General features: G+C 46.7%; 19 protein-coding genes and 1 pseudogene. 2 read left to right on the forward strand and 18 right to left on the reverse strand.

All coding sequences use genetic code 11. The annotated features are described in order from the left end of the window. Positions 1-13: 13 nt before the first annotated feature. From JNUCC31_RS08160 to JNUCC31_RS08185, 6 genes are all read right to left on the reverse strand, one after another. Positions 14-799: an STM4013/SEN3800 family hydrolase gene (locus tag JNUCC31_RS08160; RefSeq protein WP_192270342.1), complete on the reverse strand. Its 786-nt coding sequence runs from the start codon at positions 797-799 to the stop codon at positions 14-16. Further along, positions 792-2,138: an STM4014 family protein gene (locus tag JNUCC31_RS08165; RefSeq protein ID WP_228469574.1), complete on the reverse strand. Its 1,347-nt coding sequence runs from the start codon at positions 2,136-2,138 to the stop codon at positions 792-794. The genes JNUCC31_RS08160 and JNUCC31_RS08165 overlap by 8 nt, the downstream gene beginning before the upstream one ends. Before the next feature lie 15 nt (positions 2,139-2,153). Further along, positions 2,154-2,996, reverse strand: a complete 843-nt coding sequence (locus JNUCC31_RS08170) for an STM4015 family protein (protein ID WP_192270344.1) — start codon at positions 2,994-2,996, stop codon at positions 2,154-2,156. Between the two features lie 368 nt (positions 2,997-3,364). Further along, positions 3,365-3,988: an XTP/dITP diphosphatase gene (locus JNUCC31_RS08175; RefSeq protein ID WP_192270346.1), complete on the reverse strand. Its 624-nt coding sequence runs from the start codon at positions 3,986-3,988 to the stop codon at positions 3,365-3,367. Position 3,989: 1 nt separating this feature from the next. Beyond that, positions 3,990-4,748, reverse strand: coding sequence for a ribonuclease PH (rph, locus tag JNUCC31_RS08180; RefSeq protein WP_053783129.1), 759 nt, complete (start codon positions 4,746-4,748; stop codon positions 3,990-3,992). Positions 4,749-4,925: 177 nt separating this feature from the next. Then, positions 4,926-5,981, reverse strand: coding sequence for a GerMN domain-containing protein (locus tag JNUCC31_RS08185; protein ID WP_192270348.1), 1,056 nt, complete (start codon positions 5,979-5,981; stop codon positions 4,926-4,928). 212 nt (positions 5,982-6,193) lie between these two features. On the opposite strand from JNUCC31_RS08185, the gene JNUCC31_RS08190 reads away from it, so the two are divergent. Beyond that, positions 6,194-6,760 carry a phosphatidylglycerophosphatase A family protein gene (locus JNUCC31_RS08190; RefSeq protein ID WP_192270351.1) on the forward strand — a complete coding sequence of 189 codons (567 nt, stop codon included), beginning with the start codon at positions 6,194-6,196 and terminating at the stop codon, positions 6,758-6,760. 131 nt (positions 6,761-6,891) lie between these two features. Here the strand turns inward: JNUCC31_RS08190 and JNUCC31_RS08195 are convergent, their stop codons facing one another. The 6 genes from JNUCC31_RS08195 to JNUCC31_RS33775 all read right to left on the reverse strand — a co-directional run bounded on the left by JNUCC31_RS08195 (position 6,892) and on the right by JNUCC31_RS33775 (position 11,117). After that, positions 6,892-7,545 carry a ferric reductase-like transmembrane domain-containing protein gene (locus JNUCC31_RS08195; protein WP_192270353.1) on the reverse strand — a complete coding sequence of 218 codons (654 nt, stop codon included), beginning with the start codon at positions 7,543-7,545 and terminating at the stop codon, positions 6,892-6,894. Positions 7,546-7,579: 34 nt separating this feature from the next. Further along, positions 7,580-8,623, reverse strand: coding sequence for an FAD:protein FMN transferase (locus JNUCC31_RS08200; RefSeq protein ID WP_192270355.1), 1,044 nt, complete (start codon positions 8,621-8,623; stop codon positions 7,580-7,582). Further along, entirely contained in the window at positions 8,620-9,015 is a 396-nt protein-coding gene (locus JNUCC31_RS08205; protein WP_192270357.1) for a hypothetical protein, read from the reverse strand. Before JNUCC31_RS08205 ends, JNUCC31_RS08200 begins: the two co-directional genes overlap by 4 nt. Positions 9,016-9,186: 171 nt before the next feature. Then, entirely contained in the window at positions 9,187-10,179 is a 993-nt protein-coding gene (locus JNUCC31_RS08210; protein ID WP_192270359.1) for an MBL fold metallo-hydrolase, read from the reverse strand. An 18-nt stretch (positions 10,180-10,197) separates the two neighbouring features. Further along, complete coding sequence (locus JNUCC31_RS08215) at positions 10,198-10,941, reverse strand: class I SAM-dependent methyltransferase (RefSeq protein WP_192270361.1); 744 nt, start codon at positions 10,939-10,941, stop codon at positions 10,198-10,200. 50 nt (positions 10,942-10,991) lie between these two features. Continuing rightward, positions 10,992-11,117, reverse strand: coding sequence for a hypothetical protein (locus JNUCC31_RS33775; RefSeq protein WP_267132503.1), 126 nt, complete (start codon positions 11,115-11,117; stop codon positions 10,992-10,994). A gap of 136 nt (positions 11,118-11,253) precedes the next feature. Between JNUCC31_RS33775 and JNUCC31_RS08220 the strand changes: the two genes are divergently transcribed. Then, the gene (locus JNUCC31_RS08220; RefSeq protein ID WP_192270363.1) at positions 11,254-12,129 is read left to right on the forward strand and encodes a DUF72 domain-containing protein; all 876 of its coding nucleotides are present in this window, start codon (positions 11,254-11,256) and stop codon (positions 12,127-12,129) included. Positions 12,130-12,692: 563 nt separating this feature from the next. On the opposite strand, the gene JNUCC31_RS08225 is transcribed toward JNUCC31_RS08220, so the two are convergent. The 6 genes and pseudogenes from JNUCC31_RS08225 to JNUCC31_RS34065 all read right to left on the reverse strand — a co-directional run. After that, complete coding sequence (locus JNUCC31_RS08225) at positions 12,693-13,124, reverse strand: hypothetical protein (RefSeq protein WP_192270365.1); 432 nt, start codon at positions 13,122-13,124, stop codon at positions 12,693-12,695. Between the two features lie 537 nt (positions 13,125-13,661). Further along, positions 13,662-13,907, reverse strand: coding sequence for a hypothetical protein (locus JNUCC31_RS34210; protein ID WP_488656255.1), 246 nt, complete (start codon positions 13,905-13,907; stop codon positions 13,662-13,664). A gap of 11 nt (positions 13,908-13,918) precedes the next feature. Beyond that, the gene (locus JNUCC31_RS08230; RefSeq protein ID WP_192270366.1) at positions 13,919-14,206 is read right to left on the reverse strand and encodes a hypothetical protein; all 288 of its coding nucleotides are present in this window, start codon (positions 14,204-14,206) and stop codon (positions 13,919-13,921) included. Between the two features lie 227 nt (positions 14,207-14,433). After that, entirely contained in the window at positions 14,434-14,754 is a 321-nt protein-coding gene (locus JNUCC31_RS08235; RefSeq protein WP_192270367.1) for a hypothetical protein, read from the reverse strand. A gap of 18 nt (positions 14,755-14,772) precedes the next feature. Further along, positions 14,773-15,288 (reverse strand): hypothetical protein, encoded by a 516-nt coding sequence (locus JNUCC31_RS08240; protein ID WP_228469575.1) that lies wholly within the window; start codon positions 15,286-15,288, stop codon positions 14,773-14,775. A gap of 102 nt (positions 15,289-15,390) precedes the next feature. Next, positions 15,391-15,590: pseudogene (locus JNUCC31_RS34065) on the reverse strand (RHS repeat-associated core domain-containing protein); the annotation flags it as partial. Positions 15,591-15,595: the final 5 nt, after the last annotated feature.

Below are 15,595 nucleotides of genomic sequence, written 5' to 3' on the forward strand. Positions count from 1 at the left end.
CGAACCATTTGTTCTATAAAATAAATTCACGATAAGGCACATTCCAGACCACATCATGTGCCAGCCTGTGCCCCTGATAACCGTCCTCGCCATACGCCGTGCCATGATCGGAAAAAGCAAGACAAAACGTAGGCCGTAACCGCTGCCTCATGGCATCAAACAATGGCCCGAGGGCTTGATCCACATATCGAAGCGCTGCACGTTGTGTTTCTACCGAGTCCTCTCTTGCCCCCTCCACGAAATAGCGATTGGGCCCATGGATGGCAGACACGTTCAGGAATAAAAACAGCTTCTCATCCGGTGCACTTTGCTCCAGCAGCTTCAAGGCATGCTGAACCTGATGCTCGGTCGATTTGGGGTTGGTTACCCCAAAGTTCATTCGCCAGTAGCTCTGTTGAAAATAACCCGGCAGCACTTTGGCGAGCGGATTTTTCTTGGTGAAGAAAATAACCCCGCCAATACAAATCGTCCGGTATCCTTCAGCCGCAAACCCGGATACGATATCCGGTGTGTCGAACAGCCAGGTATGCGGATGCGTCTTTAAGCCGGTATTTCGGGAATGAAAAAGTCGTACATGGGAGGCTTTGTCAGTGTTCGCGGGTGTAGGCATGAAGCCACCAAAAAAAGCATGATGTGCCGCATATGTAAAACTTCCAGGGGTATGACGCTGCTCCCAGGAACCTGAACCGCACAGGTTGGGGCAATTCGGCTCTTCCAGCTTCGCAACGTCATACCTTAACGTGTCCAGCGTAATCATCAACAGATCATGGGAGCCAACGATGTTGTTCATATCAGGCATGGTTGGAAGGCTCCTTTCGCAAAAGTTCCATTTCCCATTCATAGGTTCCCAGTCCATTATGCTGTACTCTGTACAACAAATCTCCGAACGGATTCACATCCAGAACATAGGCAAGGGGTTCAGTACCTACAGTGAGCATCACATCAATACCGGCTGACCACGAGTTGGGGAAGGCAGCCATCGCTGCTTTCGCTGCCGTCTGAACCCCATCCATCTGCTGTTCGTTCAGTCCCGCTTCTACAGGCAGCATGCGCTCATTGCGCAAGTGCAGATTGGTGATCGGGGTTTGACTAAGCCGAACGATGGCATGACCTGTTTGTCTTCCTGCCACAAGCTGGCGAATATCATACACGCTTGAACCAAGGGACGCTTTTGCCATCCAACGTTCAATCTGTGCACCCTCAGCACACAGCCAATCCATGAGAGTTGATATCTCTGGAGTTCGTGTATACCTGCGCATACGGCCTTCGTTATAGAAAATGGTCTGTCCCTGAACCTGTTCCATTCCCACTGTGGTTATAGCAATTTCGGCACCCGTTCGGGGATTGACTTGATAGGCAACAACGCCTGAAGCCCCGGAGCCACACGCGAGCTTCACGAAAACGCGATTCATACCGGCAGTCTCCATTGCGGTACGCAGGTCCGCATACGTTCTGATTGGCCCCGAAGATTGGAGCGTTGGGGGGACCAGCACGCCATGTGAGGATAGATGCTGCTGACATTTCCTTTTATCAAACATGATCGCAATGTCAGCAGGATCATTCATGAACCGGGCATTGGGCCAATACTTCCGGGCTTCATGGCCAATTCGTTTCAAACATGCTTTCCAGCCAAGAAACCATTGTTTAGGCGCGTAAATCCGCCCCCACTCCTGTTCAAGAGTCAGTGTCTCTTCTGCAGGAATCATTCTCGCATAAGCGCCATCCATCAACGGAGGTGTATTAGCTCCGAGAAAGAGCAACTCACGCTCTACCTCCCATTCCTCGCCTGGAGCATCTATTCGGATAAGAGGATCGCTGCTCACTCCGTGAACCAAATCCTGATTCGCATATGGCATTGATGCTGATGAGGATAGCCACGACACTCCTTGCATCTGCGTAGCAACTTCACCTTCCATACATTGCTGTACGGCATCCGCCATCGTTCCGCCCCTTCTCCAGGCTTTCAACAAGCTGTCATAAGGCAATACAAAGGCCGGTTGTAAGCCAAGATGCCGCCTTGCCTCCTGCAATCCAAGGGTACGCCGATTATTTGGGTTCCCAATTAACAATAACGGCTTCGGCGTCATGTCATAGTCCGTACCCACAGCTAGACGCTGCAAATTTTCTTCCGTTTCCATCGTGCCTGACATCATTTATTCCGTTAAGGACGGATAACGCCAGTCATCTTCATCACTCTGTTGTTGCTCGCTGACATCAACAGACATGCCTGAACGTTTCCAGCGAATGAGCATTTCGTCCGTCATATAGTGGTAACTAAGGTTGAGATGTTTAAGTTTCTTAATCTTGTCACTGGCAAGCAGCGCTTCAGCTCCTTCATCAGACAGGGTACCCTCTGACAGATCCAGGACTTCAAGTTGATCCAGAATCGGCGCCTCAGCTGCAGCTTTTGCAATCTCATCCTGAATTTCACTGTCTTTCAGACCCAAGTACACCAACTTTGGAAATAAGCCCTTTTCCAGAAGCGGAAGTACATCTTGCAGTGAACCATCGAAACCGTAATCCTCCACACCCAGATACAATTCAAGCTTACGCAATTCAGGCAACTCGGCCCGGGCCATTGAAGCTAACACTTCTCGGGGCAAACCGCCACAGATAATAACGAATTCTTCCAGTTTGCCATGCTGGATCGGTCCCAGACTCAGTCCACTGCTGCCCTTTACCCAAAATGACTTTAATTCAGGAAAAGCAATCAATAGCGGGGTGAGATCCGTCTGAATAATCCATGATACTTCACATTCCTCGGAGCCCATATCTCCGATGAACAGTTTCCTCAAAGACGGAAAGCTTGGTGCCAGTTCAATGAGCGTACCCATAAATTCATCCGGCGAATTTTCATAAGCCTGTCCCCAGTCTCCAATAATCAGGCTCTCCAGCGAACCGGCCTCCGGTTTGGCAGCCAGTTCCCTGATCAACTTTTCCATACGAATACCGTCCTCATAATCATCATAAGACACCGTAAGCTTCACTTCTTGCATAAAGTAAATCCCCTCCGTTTGAGTTCATTGATGATTCGTTAACTTGAATGTTAACCCATTCTGTACGAGCCTTGCAACTTCTTCCAACCCTAGTCCTAACGCTCTGCTCAAACGTGAAATCTTCGTATTTTCTTTATAGGTATAAGAACATACGTTCTGATATATTGTCTGGAAAAAGCGGGATTTATTTTGGGTCCCACGTACCGGCTTTATAAAGATCGACTCACTCCTATAAAAATAAAAAAACGTTAATGGTCGGTGAAACATTCCACAGGAATGAGTCTTACCTTCCACTAACGCTTTGATATTGAATCATGGCCATAATTCACCTTATACATTCATATTCCTATGATCCGATTCGTTGAATCTCAGCCTTCCAGACTGGATATGAGCGCTCTCAGCGCATGACCCCGGTGACTGATCGCCTGCTTTTGTTCCAACGTCAACTCAGCCATCGTCATCTCATATTCAGGTACATAGAAGAGTGGATCATATCCAAAACCGCCTCCGCCAGATGCTTCAGCTGTGATCCAGCCTTCAGCGGTGCCTTCTGCTTCAAACTTGTCCCCAGTTACCGGATCATACAGCACCAGAGCACAGACGAAGCGGGCCGGACTAAGCAATGGTTGCTCTGTGTCCTCACCAGATTTGAGCGATTCCAGCGTCTCAAGCAACTTGGCATTGTTCTTTGTGTCAGTTGCTCCTTCGCCTGCATATCTCGCAGAATACACTCCCGGCTCACCGTCCAGCAGATCGACACACAAGCCCGAATCATCAGCCAGGACAGGTAGGCCAAGTGCATCACCCACCGCTTTTGCTTTCTTCCAGGCGTTCTCCGCAAAGGTCACCCCATCCTCAACGACATCCGGCAGTTCGGGATAGTCAAACATGCTCTTGACCTCTTTGCCAAGTGGTGCGAAGGCATGGGCGAATTCACGAACTTTCCCCGCATTGCGGGTTGCGACAATGATGATTGGACTATCCAGACGCATCTTACGCTTCCCCTAGTCCACGGGCACCGATCTTGAGCGCAATCGGTCCGAGAACTTCTTTTTGCCGCTCGATCATCTCCAAAATCCCCTGTTCACCCAGCTCCAGCATCGCGTTCAGTTCACGGCGGTCAAACGGTGCTTCTTCACCTGTTCCCTGAAGCTCTACATATTTACCGCCGCCTGTCATCACCAGGTTCATATCCACCTTGGCTTTGGAATCTTCATCATAGTTCAGGTCCAGCACAGGCTGTTCTCCAACCACACCTACACTTACCGCTGCAATGAAATCCGTAATCGGGAATACTTGCAATTTGTGCTGTTGGGCAATTTTGTTCACAGCGAGCGCCAGAGCTACAAACGAACCGGTAATGGACGTTGTACGTGTGCCCCCGTCTGCTTGTATGACATCACAGTCCAGTGTAATGGTGCGCTCGCCAAGAGCCTGCAGATTAACCACGGAGCGCAATGCCCGGCCAATCAGACGCTGAATTTCCATCGTGCGTCCAGTCAATTTGCCGCGATTCGCTTCACGCTGGTTCCGGGTATGTGTGGCACGTGGCAGCATGGAGTATTCAGCCGTTACCCAGCCTTTCCCCTGTCCTTTCATAAAGGGAGGTACCCGCTCCTCCACCGTAGCTGTACAGATCACTTTGGTATCTCCGACTTCAATCAGTACAGAACCTTCGGCGTATTTATTCGTGTTAATTGTTAAATTCATCGGGCGCAGCTGGTCGCTGGTTCGTCCGTTAGATCTCATCATTTCTGCCTCCTACGACTTAAGCATCCTGTAATGTCGAACTTGTTCACACTTTTACGAATCCCTTCTATTTTACCAAAGAGTTCACTTAAAAGCATCCTGTCCCCCAAAGAGTTCTGTTAAAAGCATTCTATCGACCAAAGAGTTCTGCCAACTGTACGTTAGACGGCTCTCTGAGGCTTAAATTGGAATTTCATTGATATATTCAGGCTTCGACACCGGAGCGCTATAATCCCGGTTATCATCACTCATGACTGTCTTTTGCCCATTCCACTCGATCTGCACTTTTGCATCCTTGCCAGTGGTATTCTCAGCCGTGGTCAACACGACAGATTGCAGCAGTTCGCTTGGTACGACATCCCCTTCGGTAAACATGTCGTCTTTGAGCGCAACGGTTACCGTTCCATTCTCAGACGTTTTGACCGATTGCAGCTGCGTGCCGCCTGTCATGACCTCTTCCAGCTCACCGCCTTTGGCTGGCCCTTTGATCAATTCGTTCAACGCCGCCTGAACCCGGTCTCCACCTGGTGTGACAAGACGGGTAACCGGGACATAATATTGGATGCCTGCTGGTGAAGCAGCTGAAAAATATACCGTGACCGGACTGCTGTTGGTTGTGAACGTATCACCCAAATCGAGATTGATGCCCACCGCCCGATTTAACGGTTCAGGCAGCGGCGTGCTGTTTACTGGCATTTGCGTCAACTTTTTGCCGTCCACCCAGATTTGTACGTTCTGCACATCCGGTGTGCCGGTGAGCGTCCAGGTTACAGCCTCCAGCATTTTGCGCTCGTCCTTGGCATCGTATTTGGCAAAGTTGCCGGAGAACTCCACGACTGCCAGCTTGTCATCCGAATGAATTGTTACGTTCTGCACGACGGTCCCCTGCGGGAGAACCCCCTGAAATCCTTCAGGCAACATTCCTGCATATGGGCCACCCGTCACGAGTGTATCCAGGGCTGTTTTGGGACTGCTGACGTCCGTGCCGGAAGGAAGCGTCATCGATACCGGAGCCAGCAAACCTTGATGATCCTGCAGATACACGGTTGTAAGCGGCAGCTTGGCGAGTGATCCGTTGCCCTCGGCCGCCTGAATCATGGCTGCTTCCTGGATCGGCGGCGGTGGATCGACTGCCTCGGATGACTGTGCCCCAAACATGCCACATCCCGACAACACCACAGGAATGCTCAGCAGCGCAACTGCCGATGCCGAACGCCAATATTGGATCTTACTCATGATCACGTTCCCCCTCATCATTTTTACAGTTTGTACTACCATGTATACGAGCCTTTGCCCAAAAAATAACTACTTTTTATACAAGCCATCATGCATAAAACGAAAAATCGGCTCTCACCCCCAGGCAAAGAATAGCAAAGAAACCCAAAACGGGTAAGAACGTATTAGGATACAAGAGTAGGGACATTGCTAACTTAGAGGAGGAATCGCCCATGAAACATCCTGAGCACGAGAAAATCCCTTACAGTCTGAATAGCCGCAAGGTGGCAGAGGCCACGAGGGAATGGCTGCACAAGCGGGGCGTTACAATCCCTGAGATCGCAGAGCTGGTCATGTTATTGCAGAAAAAGTACTACCCGGACCTTACGATGGAAGAATGTATCGACAATGTAGAGAAGGTTCTCCGTAAGCGCGAGGTGCAAAACGCTGTTCTGACCGGCATTCAGCTCGATCTGATGGCAGAACAGGGTCAGCTCATCCCCCCTTTGCAGGAGATGATTGAGAACGATGAAGGACTATATGGCGTGGATGAAATTCTGGCATTCTCCATCGTCAATGTATACGGAAGCATCGGATTTACGAATTACGGCTATGTAGACAAGCTAAAGCCCGGGGTACTTGAACGACTAAACGACAAGAGCCTCGGCCCTGTGCATACGTTCCTGGATGATATCGTAGGGGCTATTGCCTCGGCGGCCAGCAGCCGGATTGCGCATCGCAAACAATCGGAGCTTGAAGAAGCTTTGGGAGAGAAACCCGTCAGCGATGATATCGTATAATTTGCACGGGTGATTAGGAAGTTGGATAATGAACGAACAAAGTAAATTCAACATTTCAATCCATTCTGATCATGACAAAAAGCGGCCACCAGGCCGCTTCTTTTGTGTATATTCCCTTGTTTTATCCTACGCTATTTCGAATGCTCTTGTCTCCCCGCCCCCGTCAAACGATATACTTCTGACCATTTCTGTTCCGCTGCCAGCTTAGGATGTACATGACTGGGCCCAATTGTAATTTCCGGGCCTTTGCGTTCTCGCAACAACCCCCGAAGCACGGTAATACCAAGTACGCTCAATCCGGTGAATACGTACATCAGACGCATCAACACATTGCCTGAATCGGAGCCGGTAACCATACCATGGAATAACAGACCAATGAATACGGGATAAGACAACATATGGAACGTAAACCACCATTTGCGGCCAAGCTTGTTACGCAAGTCACTGGATAGCAGCACGATCACCAAGCCATACACGGATAACGTGCCCAGACCACTGCCTATCGGATGTACTGAAGCGGTAAACGGAATGAGCATTTCACTCCAGGTGAACGGACTATAATGGTCTATATATAAGGTTAACGCATGCACGATTCCAAGTCCGAAGGCGAGCCAGGTCGTTCGGGTATGCCATTTAAACATGGCCGCTTTGGGTTTGCCTTTAGCCATTGGCATCCCTTGAGCGATCCCCAGAAACACACCGGCAAAAAGCAGCAAATAAGCGGCTATCCCACTAATTCGAATGATATTCCACGTTGGCAGGTAATCTACAATCCATTGTGCCATAACCGGCTCCCCCCCTATCTGATAGACTTGTCATTTATATAAGACTGAAGCGGTGATCCGGGTCGAAACCAGGCCAGCGTTCAGCGAGCGTATCCATATTTCCTCTAAAATAAGTGCTCCCATCCCGAGTCATCCACAGGACATCATGCCGATCATAATGTCGGTTTAACCAGCCTACTGCCTCGGCACTTCCCCAAATGCAGACAGTCTTGGCAATAATCTCACATTGCGATGCATGCTGGCCCAGAACAGTACACTGAAGTACATCCGTATTCGCCGGCTTCATCGTCCGGGGATCAATTAAGTGATGCGAAAGGCTTCCATCTGTATTCTGCCATTGTCTTCGTATCACTCCTGAGGTGGCCACTGCACCTTTCCTCAACTGAATATTCCCTGGCAGATTTCGCTTCTCCTGATAAGGATCGGTGACTTGAACGGACCACATCGGATGAGTCGTTGCTCCCCATGCCTGAATATCTCCACCCGCATTAATCAAGCCCGCCTGAATGTGAAGTGTACGTTGCAACCAATCTGAGATACGTTCAACAGCCCAGCCCTTAACAATGCCCCCAAGGTCCAGCTCAGTCCCCGGGTCCTTATGAACCATTCGGCTGCCTTCCCGTTGAATCCAGCGTGGACGGCTATAGTCATATTCATCTTTTTGCATACCTGTTATATCAGCGTGTCGGGTGTTCAATCGGCGTGAAGTTCCTGATTGCTGAAGCTGTGTTTGTTGTACTTGCTCGAAGCTAACATCGTAACCGGAAGCACGAAGAGCCTGCGAAATACCAGGTTGAAAAATCCCCTCCGTCTGCCCCATATAACCGTATGCCAAACTTAATACTTCATCCATTGCTGCGGAGATCGGCATCCATCCTGTACAGCGATTCAGACGATTCAATTCACTGTCTGCCACAAAACGGCTGAAGCGCTGTTCCTGCGTTTCGAACCAATTTTTCACCAGCGCTGCCGCATGCTCAGCCTCTTCCCGTCCGGCTGCCAGTTGAACTTCCACGTCCGTGTTCATCGCCCGGAAGCGGAACTTGAGCAGTTGGCAGGCTTGCTCCGTGCGGCTCATGATGCACCTGTGCGTGACTGGTAATTGCCACGACTATATCCGGAATCTGTATCCTGATTGCTGCTCTGACTTGAATTCCAGCCGCCTGACAACCTGTCTTGATCCGGAACGATGGCGTTAGTTCCATCAGTCGCCCCTTCATCTTGGTCGTAGCCTTCATTGGACGGTCCATTCAAACCGTTATCCGTGCTGTTCATCCATTCATCCATTACATCGTCTTGGGTGTCTACCTGAGTTGAAGCTGTACTGCTTGTATCAGTACCATTAGCCACCGCATAAGCGGCATCAAAGGCATCAGAAGTTCTTACATATTGAAAGAGTGCAGCCACGGTCAATGTTGCTGCCGCTGAGGCTTGCCATTTTCTCCATTGATTTCTTTTTTTCCTACTCATCGCTCTTCCCTACTTTCTCTGGCGAAGTTCATGCATTTATCATAGAAGTGCTGGCTTAAAAGAAGATGAATGAACGGTTAAGAGAGGCTAAAGCTTTATCTCATTTAAGTGGTCTACACGCAAAAAAAAGACCCTGAACAGGAAGTTCTCCTGGCTCAACGTCTTGGAATCTTAATCGATACTATCTCTAAAAAAGAAAACTCCGTTCGGCTGCTGATCCTGTACAATAAGCTTCCGCCGGATCAATTCCTGCAGATGCGCCAACGTCTCGCTCATCGCAAAGCGAAGCTGATGCGTTCCCAACCGATCGCCGAACATGAATACACAGATATCATATCCGCTTGCAGGTGCCTCCTGGATTCGCTCGTTCATCTTCTGAAGGCGCTCTTCATGATGAGCGAGCAGATGGACCGTTCGATCGGAAAAGTGGGCAAACGGATTCCGGTGCCCTGGATAAGCCAGCGCTACATCCAGAGCTCCCAAACGATGCAAACCTTCCAGGTAAGACCATAAAGGCTGGTCGTCACTTCCTGGCTGCAAGCTGATATTTGGTGAAATTTGCGGTAATACGGCATCTCCACACAAAATCTCCCTGGAGGCCGGAGCATAAAAGGACAGATGCCCTGGAGAATGTCCACCGGTCTCCACCGCAATCCATTGTTTCCCGCCCATCTCCAGCCACTCGCCATCTTCAATCGGCGTCACATGGGGAAGTGGCGTAATCTGTGAATCAAATCCCTCCAAATGTTCGCGGATCTGCTCCGTCTTGTCTTCCGGCATCCCATGACGACCATAATATTCAGGCAGCATGGTATTGATGGTCGCTTCAGGACCCCACATATAATCTGCCTCCTGGCGGGAGCGTGTGGACATTCGAACAGGTACACCCGTTTGCTGCTGCATCCAGCCGGACAACCCCAGATGATCGGGATGATGGTGGGTCAGCACAACTTGCTTAATATCCTGAAAAGTTAACCCTAAACCCGCAAGTGTTTCGTGCCACTCCTGTTCTGTTTCAGGACTGCGTGGTCCCGGGTCAACAATAGTTATTGTTCCATCCGGCTCGTTAAGCACATAACTGTTCACCCAGCGCAGGGGAAAAGACATGGTAACTTTGATCCGCTGTATGCCTACTGGCATGGAAATGGCTTCCGTACGCTTCATTAATATTCTCCTCCAACTCTACTGCACAGGCCGATGACCGACAAAAATCATCCTTGGGGATGTCTGCTCATCGTACTTTTCTTCATCATAACCCCCGTGTACCTGATCCACCACCAGCCCTGCCTCGTGAAGCAGATCACTTAGTTGTTCACGGGAGTACAGCTTGACGCGCTCCTGATAGATCCGCGGTTTTTGACCCGAAGCGGTATCGGTAATGTGAATTTCTTTTTGTACAAACCCGTCCTCGATCTTGCGAAACTCCTCAATATTCTGTCCTTCGCTTTCACGTGTTGAATGCTGCACCAGATGGCGAGTCACATAAGCCGTGTTTATAAAATCAATAATGTAGCTGCCCCCCGGCTTCAGGATGCGATGTATAGCGCGCAATACTCTTAGTTGCTCCCCATCCTCTTGGAAATAACCAAACGAAGTAAACAGATTGACGACGGCGTCAAATCCGCCTTTCAGCGGAAGCTCGCGCATATCGGCGTGATACCATTTTACACGATGTTCGGTGTCCATGCTGCGTGCTTCACGCAGAAGCACATCAGACAGGTCGATACCTGTCACCCGGAAACCAGCGTCAGCTAGTGCCAGAGAATGTCGGCCCATACCACAGCACAGATCCAGTACCTGGGACTTTGGCTCAAGCTTTAACCAGTTGATCATTTTATGCACTTCGTGATATGCACCTTGCACATCCCGATGTTTGTACACAAGAAGGTAGTCTTCTCCAAAACTTTTTTCGTACCATTCCGTCATTACATATCGCCCTCCGCATGGTCTCTGGCCCAACGATCGGTAATACGCTGTTATACCAGCCGGATCTTTTCTCCATAGCTTTTAGTCATTGTATCGTCTTTATCCTTCAAACTCAAAAATTCCCACGAATCGTCCGCATTGAACGGCAGGAAATCACACGTTATAATGTTAAACATCGTCAGGCCCCCGCGAATCGGTTAACTATACATAGAAGAGTGATTTATAAACAATATGACATGACTGTTCATTTTGTGAACGACACGAAAAGAAATGAAAAGACGCTGCCGACAGGAGAAACAGGAGGTATGATTCATGATTCGGATTGGACTTACGGGCTGGGGAGATCACGAAGATTTGTACCCCAATCGTACCAAAGCGAAAGACAAGCTCCATCTGTACGGACAATATTATACAACTGTGGAGGTGGACAGCTCCTTCTACGCCGTTCAGCCTCGGGACCGGATGGCCCGCTGGGCAGCCGAAACGCCGGAATCCTTTGCTTTTATCGTCAAAGCCTATCAGGGGATGACAGGGCATTTACGGGGAAAGCCCTATTTTACAAGCACCTCGGAGATGTATAAAGCTTTTCGGGAATCCCTGGAGCCTGTCATGGAAGCAGGCAAGATGCAAGCGGCCCTGTTCCAGTATCCCCCGTGGTTTGAATGCAATCGGGACAACGTCAATGAACTGCGTGAAGTAAAGCTGAGAATGGAAGGCATTCCTTGTGCCCTCGAATTTCGTCATCGCAGTTGGTATGAAGCGGGTATGCGAGAACGGACGCTGGCATTTCTGAAGGAGCAAGGCTGGATCCACAGCGTCTGTGATGAGCCTCAGGCTGGCCCAGGATCTATTCCCATTGTACCTGAGGCTACCAATACCGAAATGACACTGGTGCGCATGCATGGGCGCAACGAATCAGGCTGGCACCAGAATGGTGCGCCCAATTGGCGCGAGACCCGTTATCTGTATCGCTATAACCAGGAAGAGTTGGTGGAATGGAAGGGTTATTTGGAGCAATTGCAGGAGCAGAGCAAGGATGTCTATGTGATTTTCAACAATAACTCGGGCGGCGACGCCGCTGCCAATGCACAGATGATGATGGAGCTGCTGGAGCAGCCAGTGAAGCCCTTCCCTGATCGTACGGAGCCGGAGGAGGAAGAGGGACCGGAGCAATTGGAACTGTTTTAACTTTCATCTCAATATTCAAATTATACGTACAACCAAATGGTGAAATCATCATACGGCTATTAGGTGGTTTATATTTGTTATTGGTTGGATAATGGGGTCATTCGGCAATAGGTAACCCACCTCCCAATAAAAGAACCTAAGGGAATATGCTCCTTAGGTTCTATCCAACTCTTCTTTATCCAATTAAATCGTTCCAATTAACTTCGGCTGCTTTAAACCTAATTACCCCTACATCATCGACACCAGTAAGAATCATCTCATTGGCTTCATTTTCTGATGTCGCTCTGACTTCAAGGAATTACATCCATTTTTCACTAATTGCTTTGGGTCTTTTGGCAAGTTGTTTGGAGAGAACTTAACAGTCCCCTTTGTCGACGGCTTGTTGCCAGAGAATCCGCTTTCACTTTCTAATGCTAATGAATTCTTTTCATAGATCAATGGATTATTCTTCACATAAGCATACAAATTCAAGCTCAGTGGGTCGTCAGCTCGCCCTCGTATGAATCCTCACTCATCAATCGGCTGACACTCCGGGCGTAACACTCTGGATCGGGTCCCTTCATTTATACATGTTCTTGGTAAGAAATCGACTCAAATAATGGACCAAATACAGGGATCAATTTGTTCATGTACCAATTTATATCAGTTATATTGCTGTAACTCTCTACTTCAACAATTTTACGATTAATATCAGGACTCATTAAAAAAGTACCATTCTCACGAATTAAAAAAGTGCCTCCTATATTCGTATCCTTCCAAGTCATTCCAACCCCGAGTAATTCTCTTTGCTTTTCTTTTGTACTTAGAATCTTTAACAACTCTTCTTTAGAAATACTGACGTGTTGCCAACCATAATCATCATCGTCACCAATGGGCAGGAAAGTTGCATGTCCGTGATCGTTATACGACCAACCGTATTTTTCTAATTTGCTTAGAATAGTCATTCCTGATATTTGCTTTGATAAGCATATTTCAATAGATGATGAGACAGACATGGATCATCTCTCCTTTTTAATCTAAGAATCCCCTAAAACCAATTCCCTTCTGTGTAAGCCAATCCTTAATTGTTTGAGGAATCCGCGAATTTGAGTATAGAGAGTAAGTGGTATCAACACTTCTATTTATTCGTTTCACTAACTATAATAAACAAACCTTGCTAGGCAAAAGCCAACAAGGTTTATTTTTTGTAACATACACGTTATTATTTCGTAAAATGATCACCGAGAATGCTTTTATCAATGGGTTTTAAACTATCAAAGTATTTTTGTTCATATAGCGCCTTAACCGTTAAATGAATATTCTCTCTACTTACTTCTTTCACTAAAACTAAATTAGGCTCAATGGAATAGTACCCGTAGTCCTCCAACTCTGATTCGAAATCCTGTTGAAGTCTTACGACGTCATATACATAAACATGATAAAAAGATGTCTGAGACACTAACAATGACATCGTTTCTATATCCTTTACTAATTGCTTCGTATTCGGCTAATTCTGTGTCTTCAAGAAAATAAACTTTAATTTCATCCATAAACTAATCTTCTTTCTCCAATACATATGTCTTTATTACAGTATTCTCATCAAATACATAAATTCTCTCACACTGTGAACATCTCCATACATCATATCGAGGAAAGGGGATCGTTACTGGGTCAATTAAATCCCCTAAATTTATAATATCGTCCCATTCACTATCTGTATAAACTACTAGCTCAACATCATTAGGTGCTTTTGAATTCGACAGTGTTGCACCACATTTACATTGGAATCTCGCCACCATTAAAACACCTCTTAAGGATAAGTTATAGTTCCTTCATTTGTCCAAACTTCTACCTTTCCAGGAATTGTTTTGTTAGAATACGTTCCGGAAGTACGCTTAATAATCTGCTTTGCTTGCTCTGCAGTCAATCCTGAGCCCCTAGCGTCAATCATCACTGTTTCTTCTCCTTGTTTAAATCCCTTTTGTATTCTTGTTATGCCCGTATTAATATTGGGATTTTCTAAAGTTATGAGTTCAGTTTTAATTCCATCGACTTTCCAGATAATCGTATTGATTTTGATGCTGTAAAGAACGTTCACTAAAAATCTCCTAATTTTTATTGATGGCCATTACTCAAAGCGTTAATATCAGAGCATCAGACTTGATACATTTGTATGAAATTGAACTGGAAAAGCTCCATAACAACAATATAGACGTAGATAAAGACCGTCCATAAAGGTAGGTCTTGGTTTTGTTTTTTAGGGTAAAAAAACCACATGGATTTGTTACATTCGCATGTGGCACAAATGTTAGAATCCTAACGAACTCAATGAAAACTTAGACCATCGTCCATAATTTCGCCGTTTAAGTTCTGAAGAAATCGATACTCAGCAAAAATTTTATCCTCAAACATTATATTTAACGTAGTTTGCACATACTCTATGGGCTCGTCAGGATAATAATTAATAACTAGCGCTAGTTTACCTCTATTTAAAACTAGGTTTGAAAGTTCAGAATTACCAAAAGCCTCGAAATACTCCTCTGGCTCCTCTAATTTCCATGAATCAACGTACTTCCAAAAGCAATCGGTAGCTTTCACAAAACATTTGAACTTCTCTTCAAATTCCGTCAAATCATTCGTATTCAAACTAAATCACTCTCCTAATTAAAGATGTGGGCCAAATAAGTCAAATATTATATTGCCATCTTCAGTTTTCCTTCCATAAATACGATAACTCTCAAATTGTTTATTTTTCACTTTAATTTCCAAGCTGTAACTATTACCGTTTTTAATAAATGGATTAATATTTTTCACTCCGTTTGCTCCAAATTCATTTACATATCCCTTTGAGGCAGATTTAGAAAATGCCTCTTCTGCCTTTTTCCCGGTTGTTTTCCCCCATTGTTTCAATACAGCTTCTGTAGCTTCTTTAGTAATAGTATAAGCTATTTTAGCTTCTCCAGGCCCAGCAATAATACCAACGGTATTAAGCAATACGCTTCCTAATGGTACTTGTGAAGCATTCCCATTGATTAACTCATTGTGCATGGAAGCTGTGTAGGACTGAGTCGCCCTATTCTTAGAAGGATTACCAGAATAGTAGTCAATATAAGAAGTTCGATTAACTTGATTTAGATATTTTAATCTAATTAAATTAGCAGAATCATGTGCCGCTTGCATAATATATGGGTTATTTGTGCTTGAACCTAATTTAAATAAACTCTGGTATGATTTTATAAGACTTTTGTCCTGCGATGTATATGTTACCCCTATCTCAGTGTGCATATGTCCACTTGGGTCAATATGAATCAACGGATTATTATGCACATACGTGTACAGGTTCAGACTCAGCGGATTCGTGAGTTCACCTTCACCGTATCCTCATTAATGAAACGGGCCGTGGACGTATCATACCAACGGGCTCTCAGATACTGCAGTCCGGTCACTTCATCCCAATACTCTCCGGCATAATGCAATACGTTCAGAA

Source organism: Paenibacillus sp. JNUCC-31 (assembly GCF_014844075.1).
Taxonomy (GTDB): Bacteria; Bacillota; Bacilli; order Paenibacillales; family Paenibacillaceae; genus Paenibacillus.

What these genes read in the sequence shown, in the direction of transcription:
- JNUCC31_RS08160 (WP_192270342.1), bottom strand. Translation starts at nt 799, where the DNA reads ATGCCTGATATGAACAACATCGTTGGCTCCCATGATCTGTTGATGATT.
- JNUCC31_RS08165 (WP_228469574.1), bottom strand. Translation starts at nt 2,138, where the DNA reads ATGGAAACGGAAGAAAATTTGCAGCGTCTAGCTGTGGGTACGGACTAT.
- JNUCC31_RS08170 (WP_192270344.1), bottom strand. Translation starts at nt 2,996, where the DNA reads ATGCAAGAAGTGAAGCTTACGGTGTCTTATGATGATTATGAGGACGGT.
- JNUCC31_RS08175 (WP_192270346.1), bottom strand. Translation starts at nt 3,988, where the DNA reads ATGCGTCTGGATAGTCCAATCATCATTGTCGCAACCCGCAATGCGGGG.
- rph (WP_053783129.1), bottom strand. Translation starts at nt 4,748, where the DNA reads ATGATGAGATCTAACGGACGAACCAGCGACCAGCTGCGCCCGATGAAT.
- JNUCC31_RS08185 (WP_192270348.1), bottom strand. Translation starts at nt 5,981, where the DNA reads ATGAGTAAGATCCAATATTGGCGTTCGGCATCGGCAGTTGCGCTGCTG.
- JNUCC31_RS08190 (WP_192270351.1), top strand. Translation starts at nt 6,194, where the DNA reads ATGAAACATCCTGAGCACGAGAAAATCCCTTACAGTCTGAATAGCCGC.
- JNUCC31_RS08195 (WP_192270353.1), bottom strand. Translation starts at nt 7,545, where the DNA reads ATGGCACAATGGATTGTAGATTACCTGCCAACGTGGAATATCATTCGA.
- JNUCC31_RS08200 (WP_192270355.1), bottom strand. Translation starts at nt 8,623, where the DNA reads ATGAGCCGCACGGAGCAAGCCTGCCAACTGCTCAAGTTCCGCTTCCGG.
- JNUCC31_RS08205 (WP_192270357.1), bottom strand. Translation starts at nt 9,015, where the DNA reads ATGAGTAGGAAAAAAAGAAATCAATGGAGAAAATGGCAAGCCTCAGCG.
- JNUCC31_RS08210 (WP_192270359.1), bottom strand. Translation starts at nt 10,179, where the DNA reads ATGAAGCGTACGGAAGCCATTTCCATGCCAGTAGGCATACAGCGGATC.
- JNUCC31_RS08215 (WP_192270361.1), bottom strand. Translation starts at nt 10,941, where the DNA reads ATGACGGAATGGTACGAAAAAAGTTTTGGAGAAGACTACCTTCTTGTG.
- JNUCC31_RS33775 (WP_267132503.1), bottom strand. Translation starts at nt 11,117, where the DNA reads ATGTTTAACATTATAACGTGTGATTTCCTGCCGTTCAATGCGGACGAT.
- JNUCC31_RS08220 (WP_192270363.1), top strand. Translation starts at nt 11,254, where the DNA reads ATGATTCGGATTGGACTTACGGGCTGGGGAGATCACGAAGATTTGTAC.
- JNUCC31_RS08225 (WP_192270365.1), bottom strand. Translation starts at nt 13,124, where the DNA reads ATGTCTGTCTCATCATCTATTGAAATATGCTTATCAAAGCAAATATCA.
- JNUCC31_RS34210 (WP_488656255.1), bottom strand. Translation starts at nt 13,907, where the DNA reads ATGGTGGCGAGATTCCAATGTAAATGTGGTGCAACACTGTCGAATTCA.
- JNUCC31_RS08240 (WP_228469575.1), bottom strand. Translation starts at nt 15,288, where the DNA reads ATGCAAGCGGCACATGATTCTGCTAATTTAATTAGATTAAAATATCTA.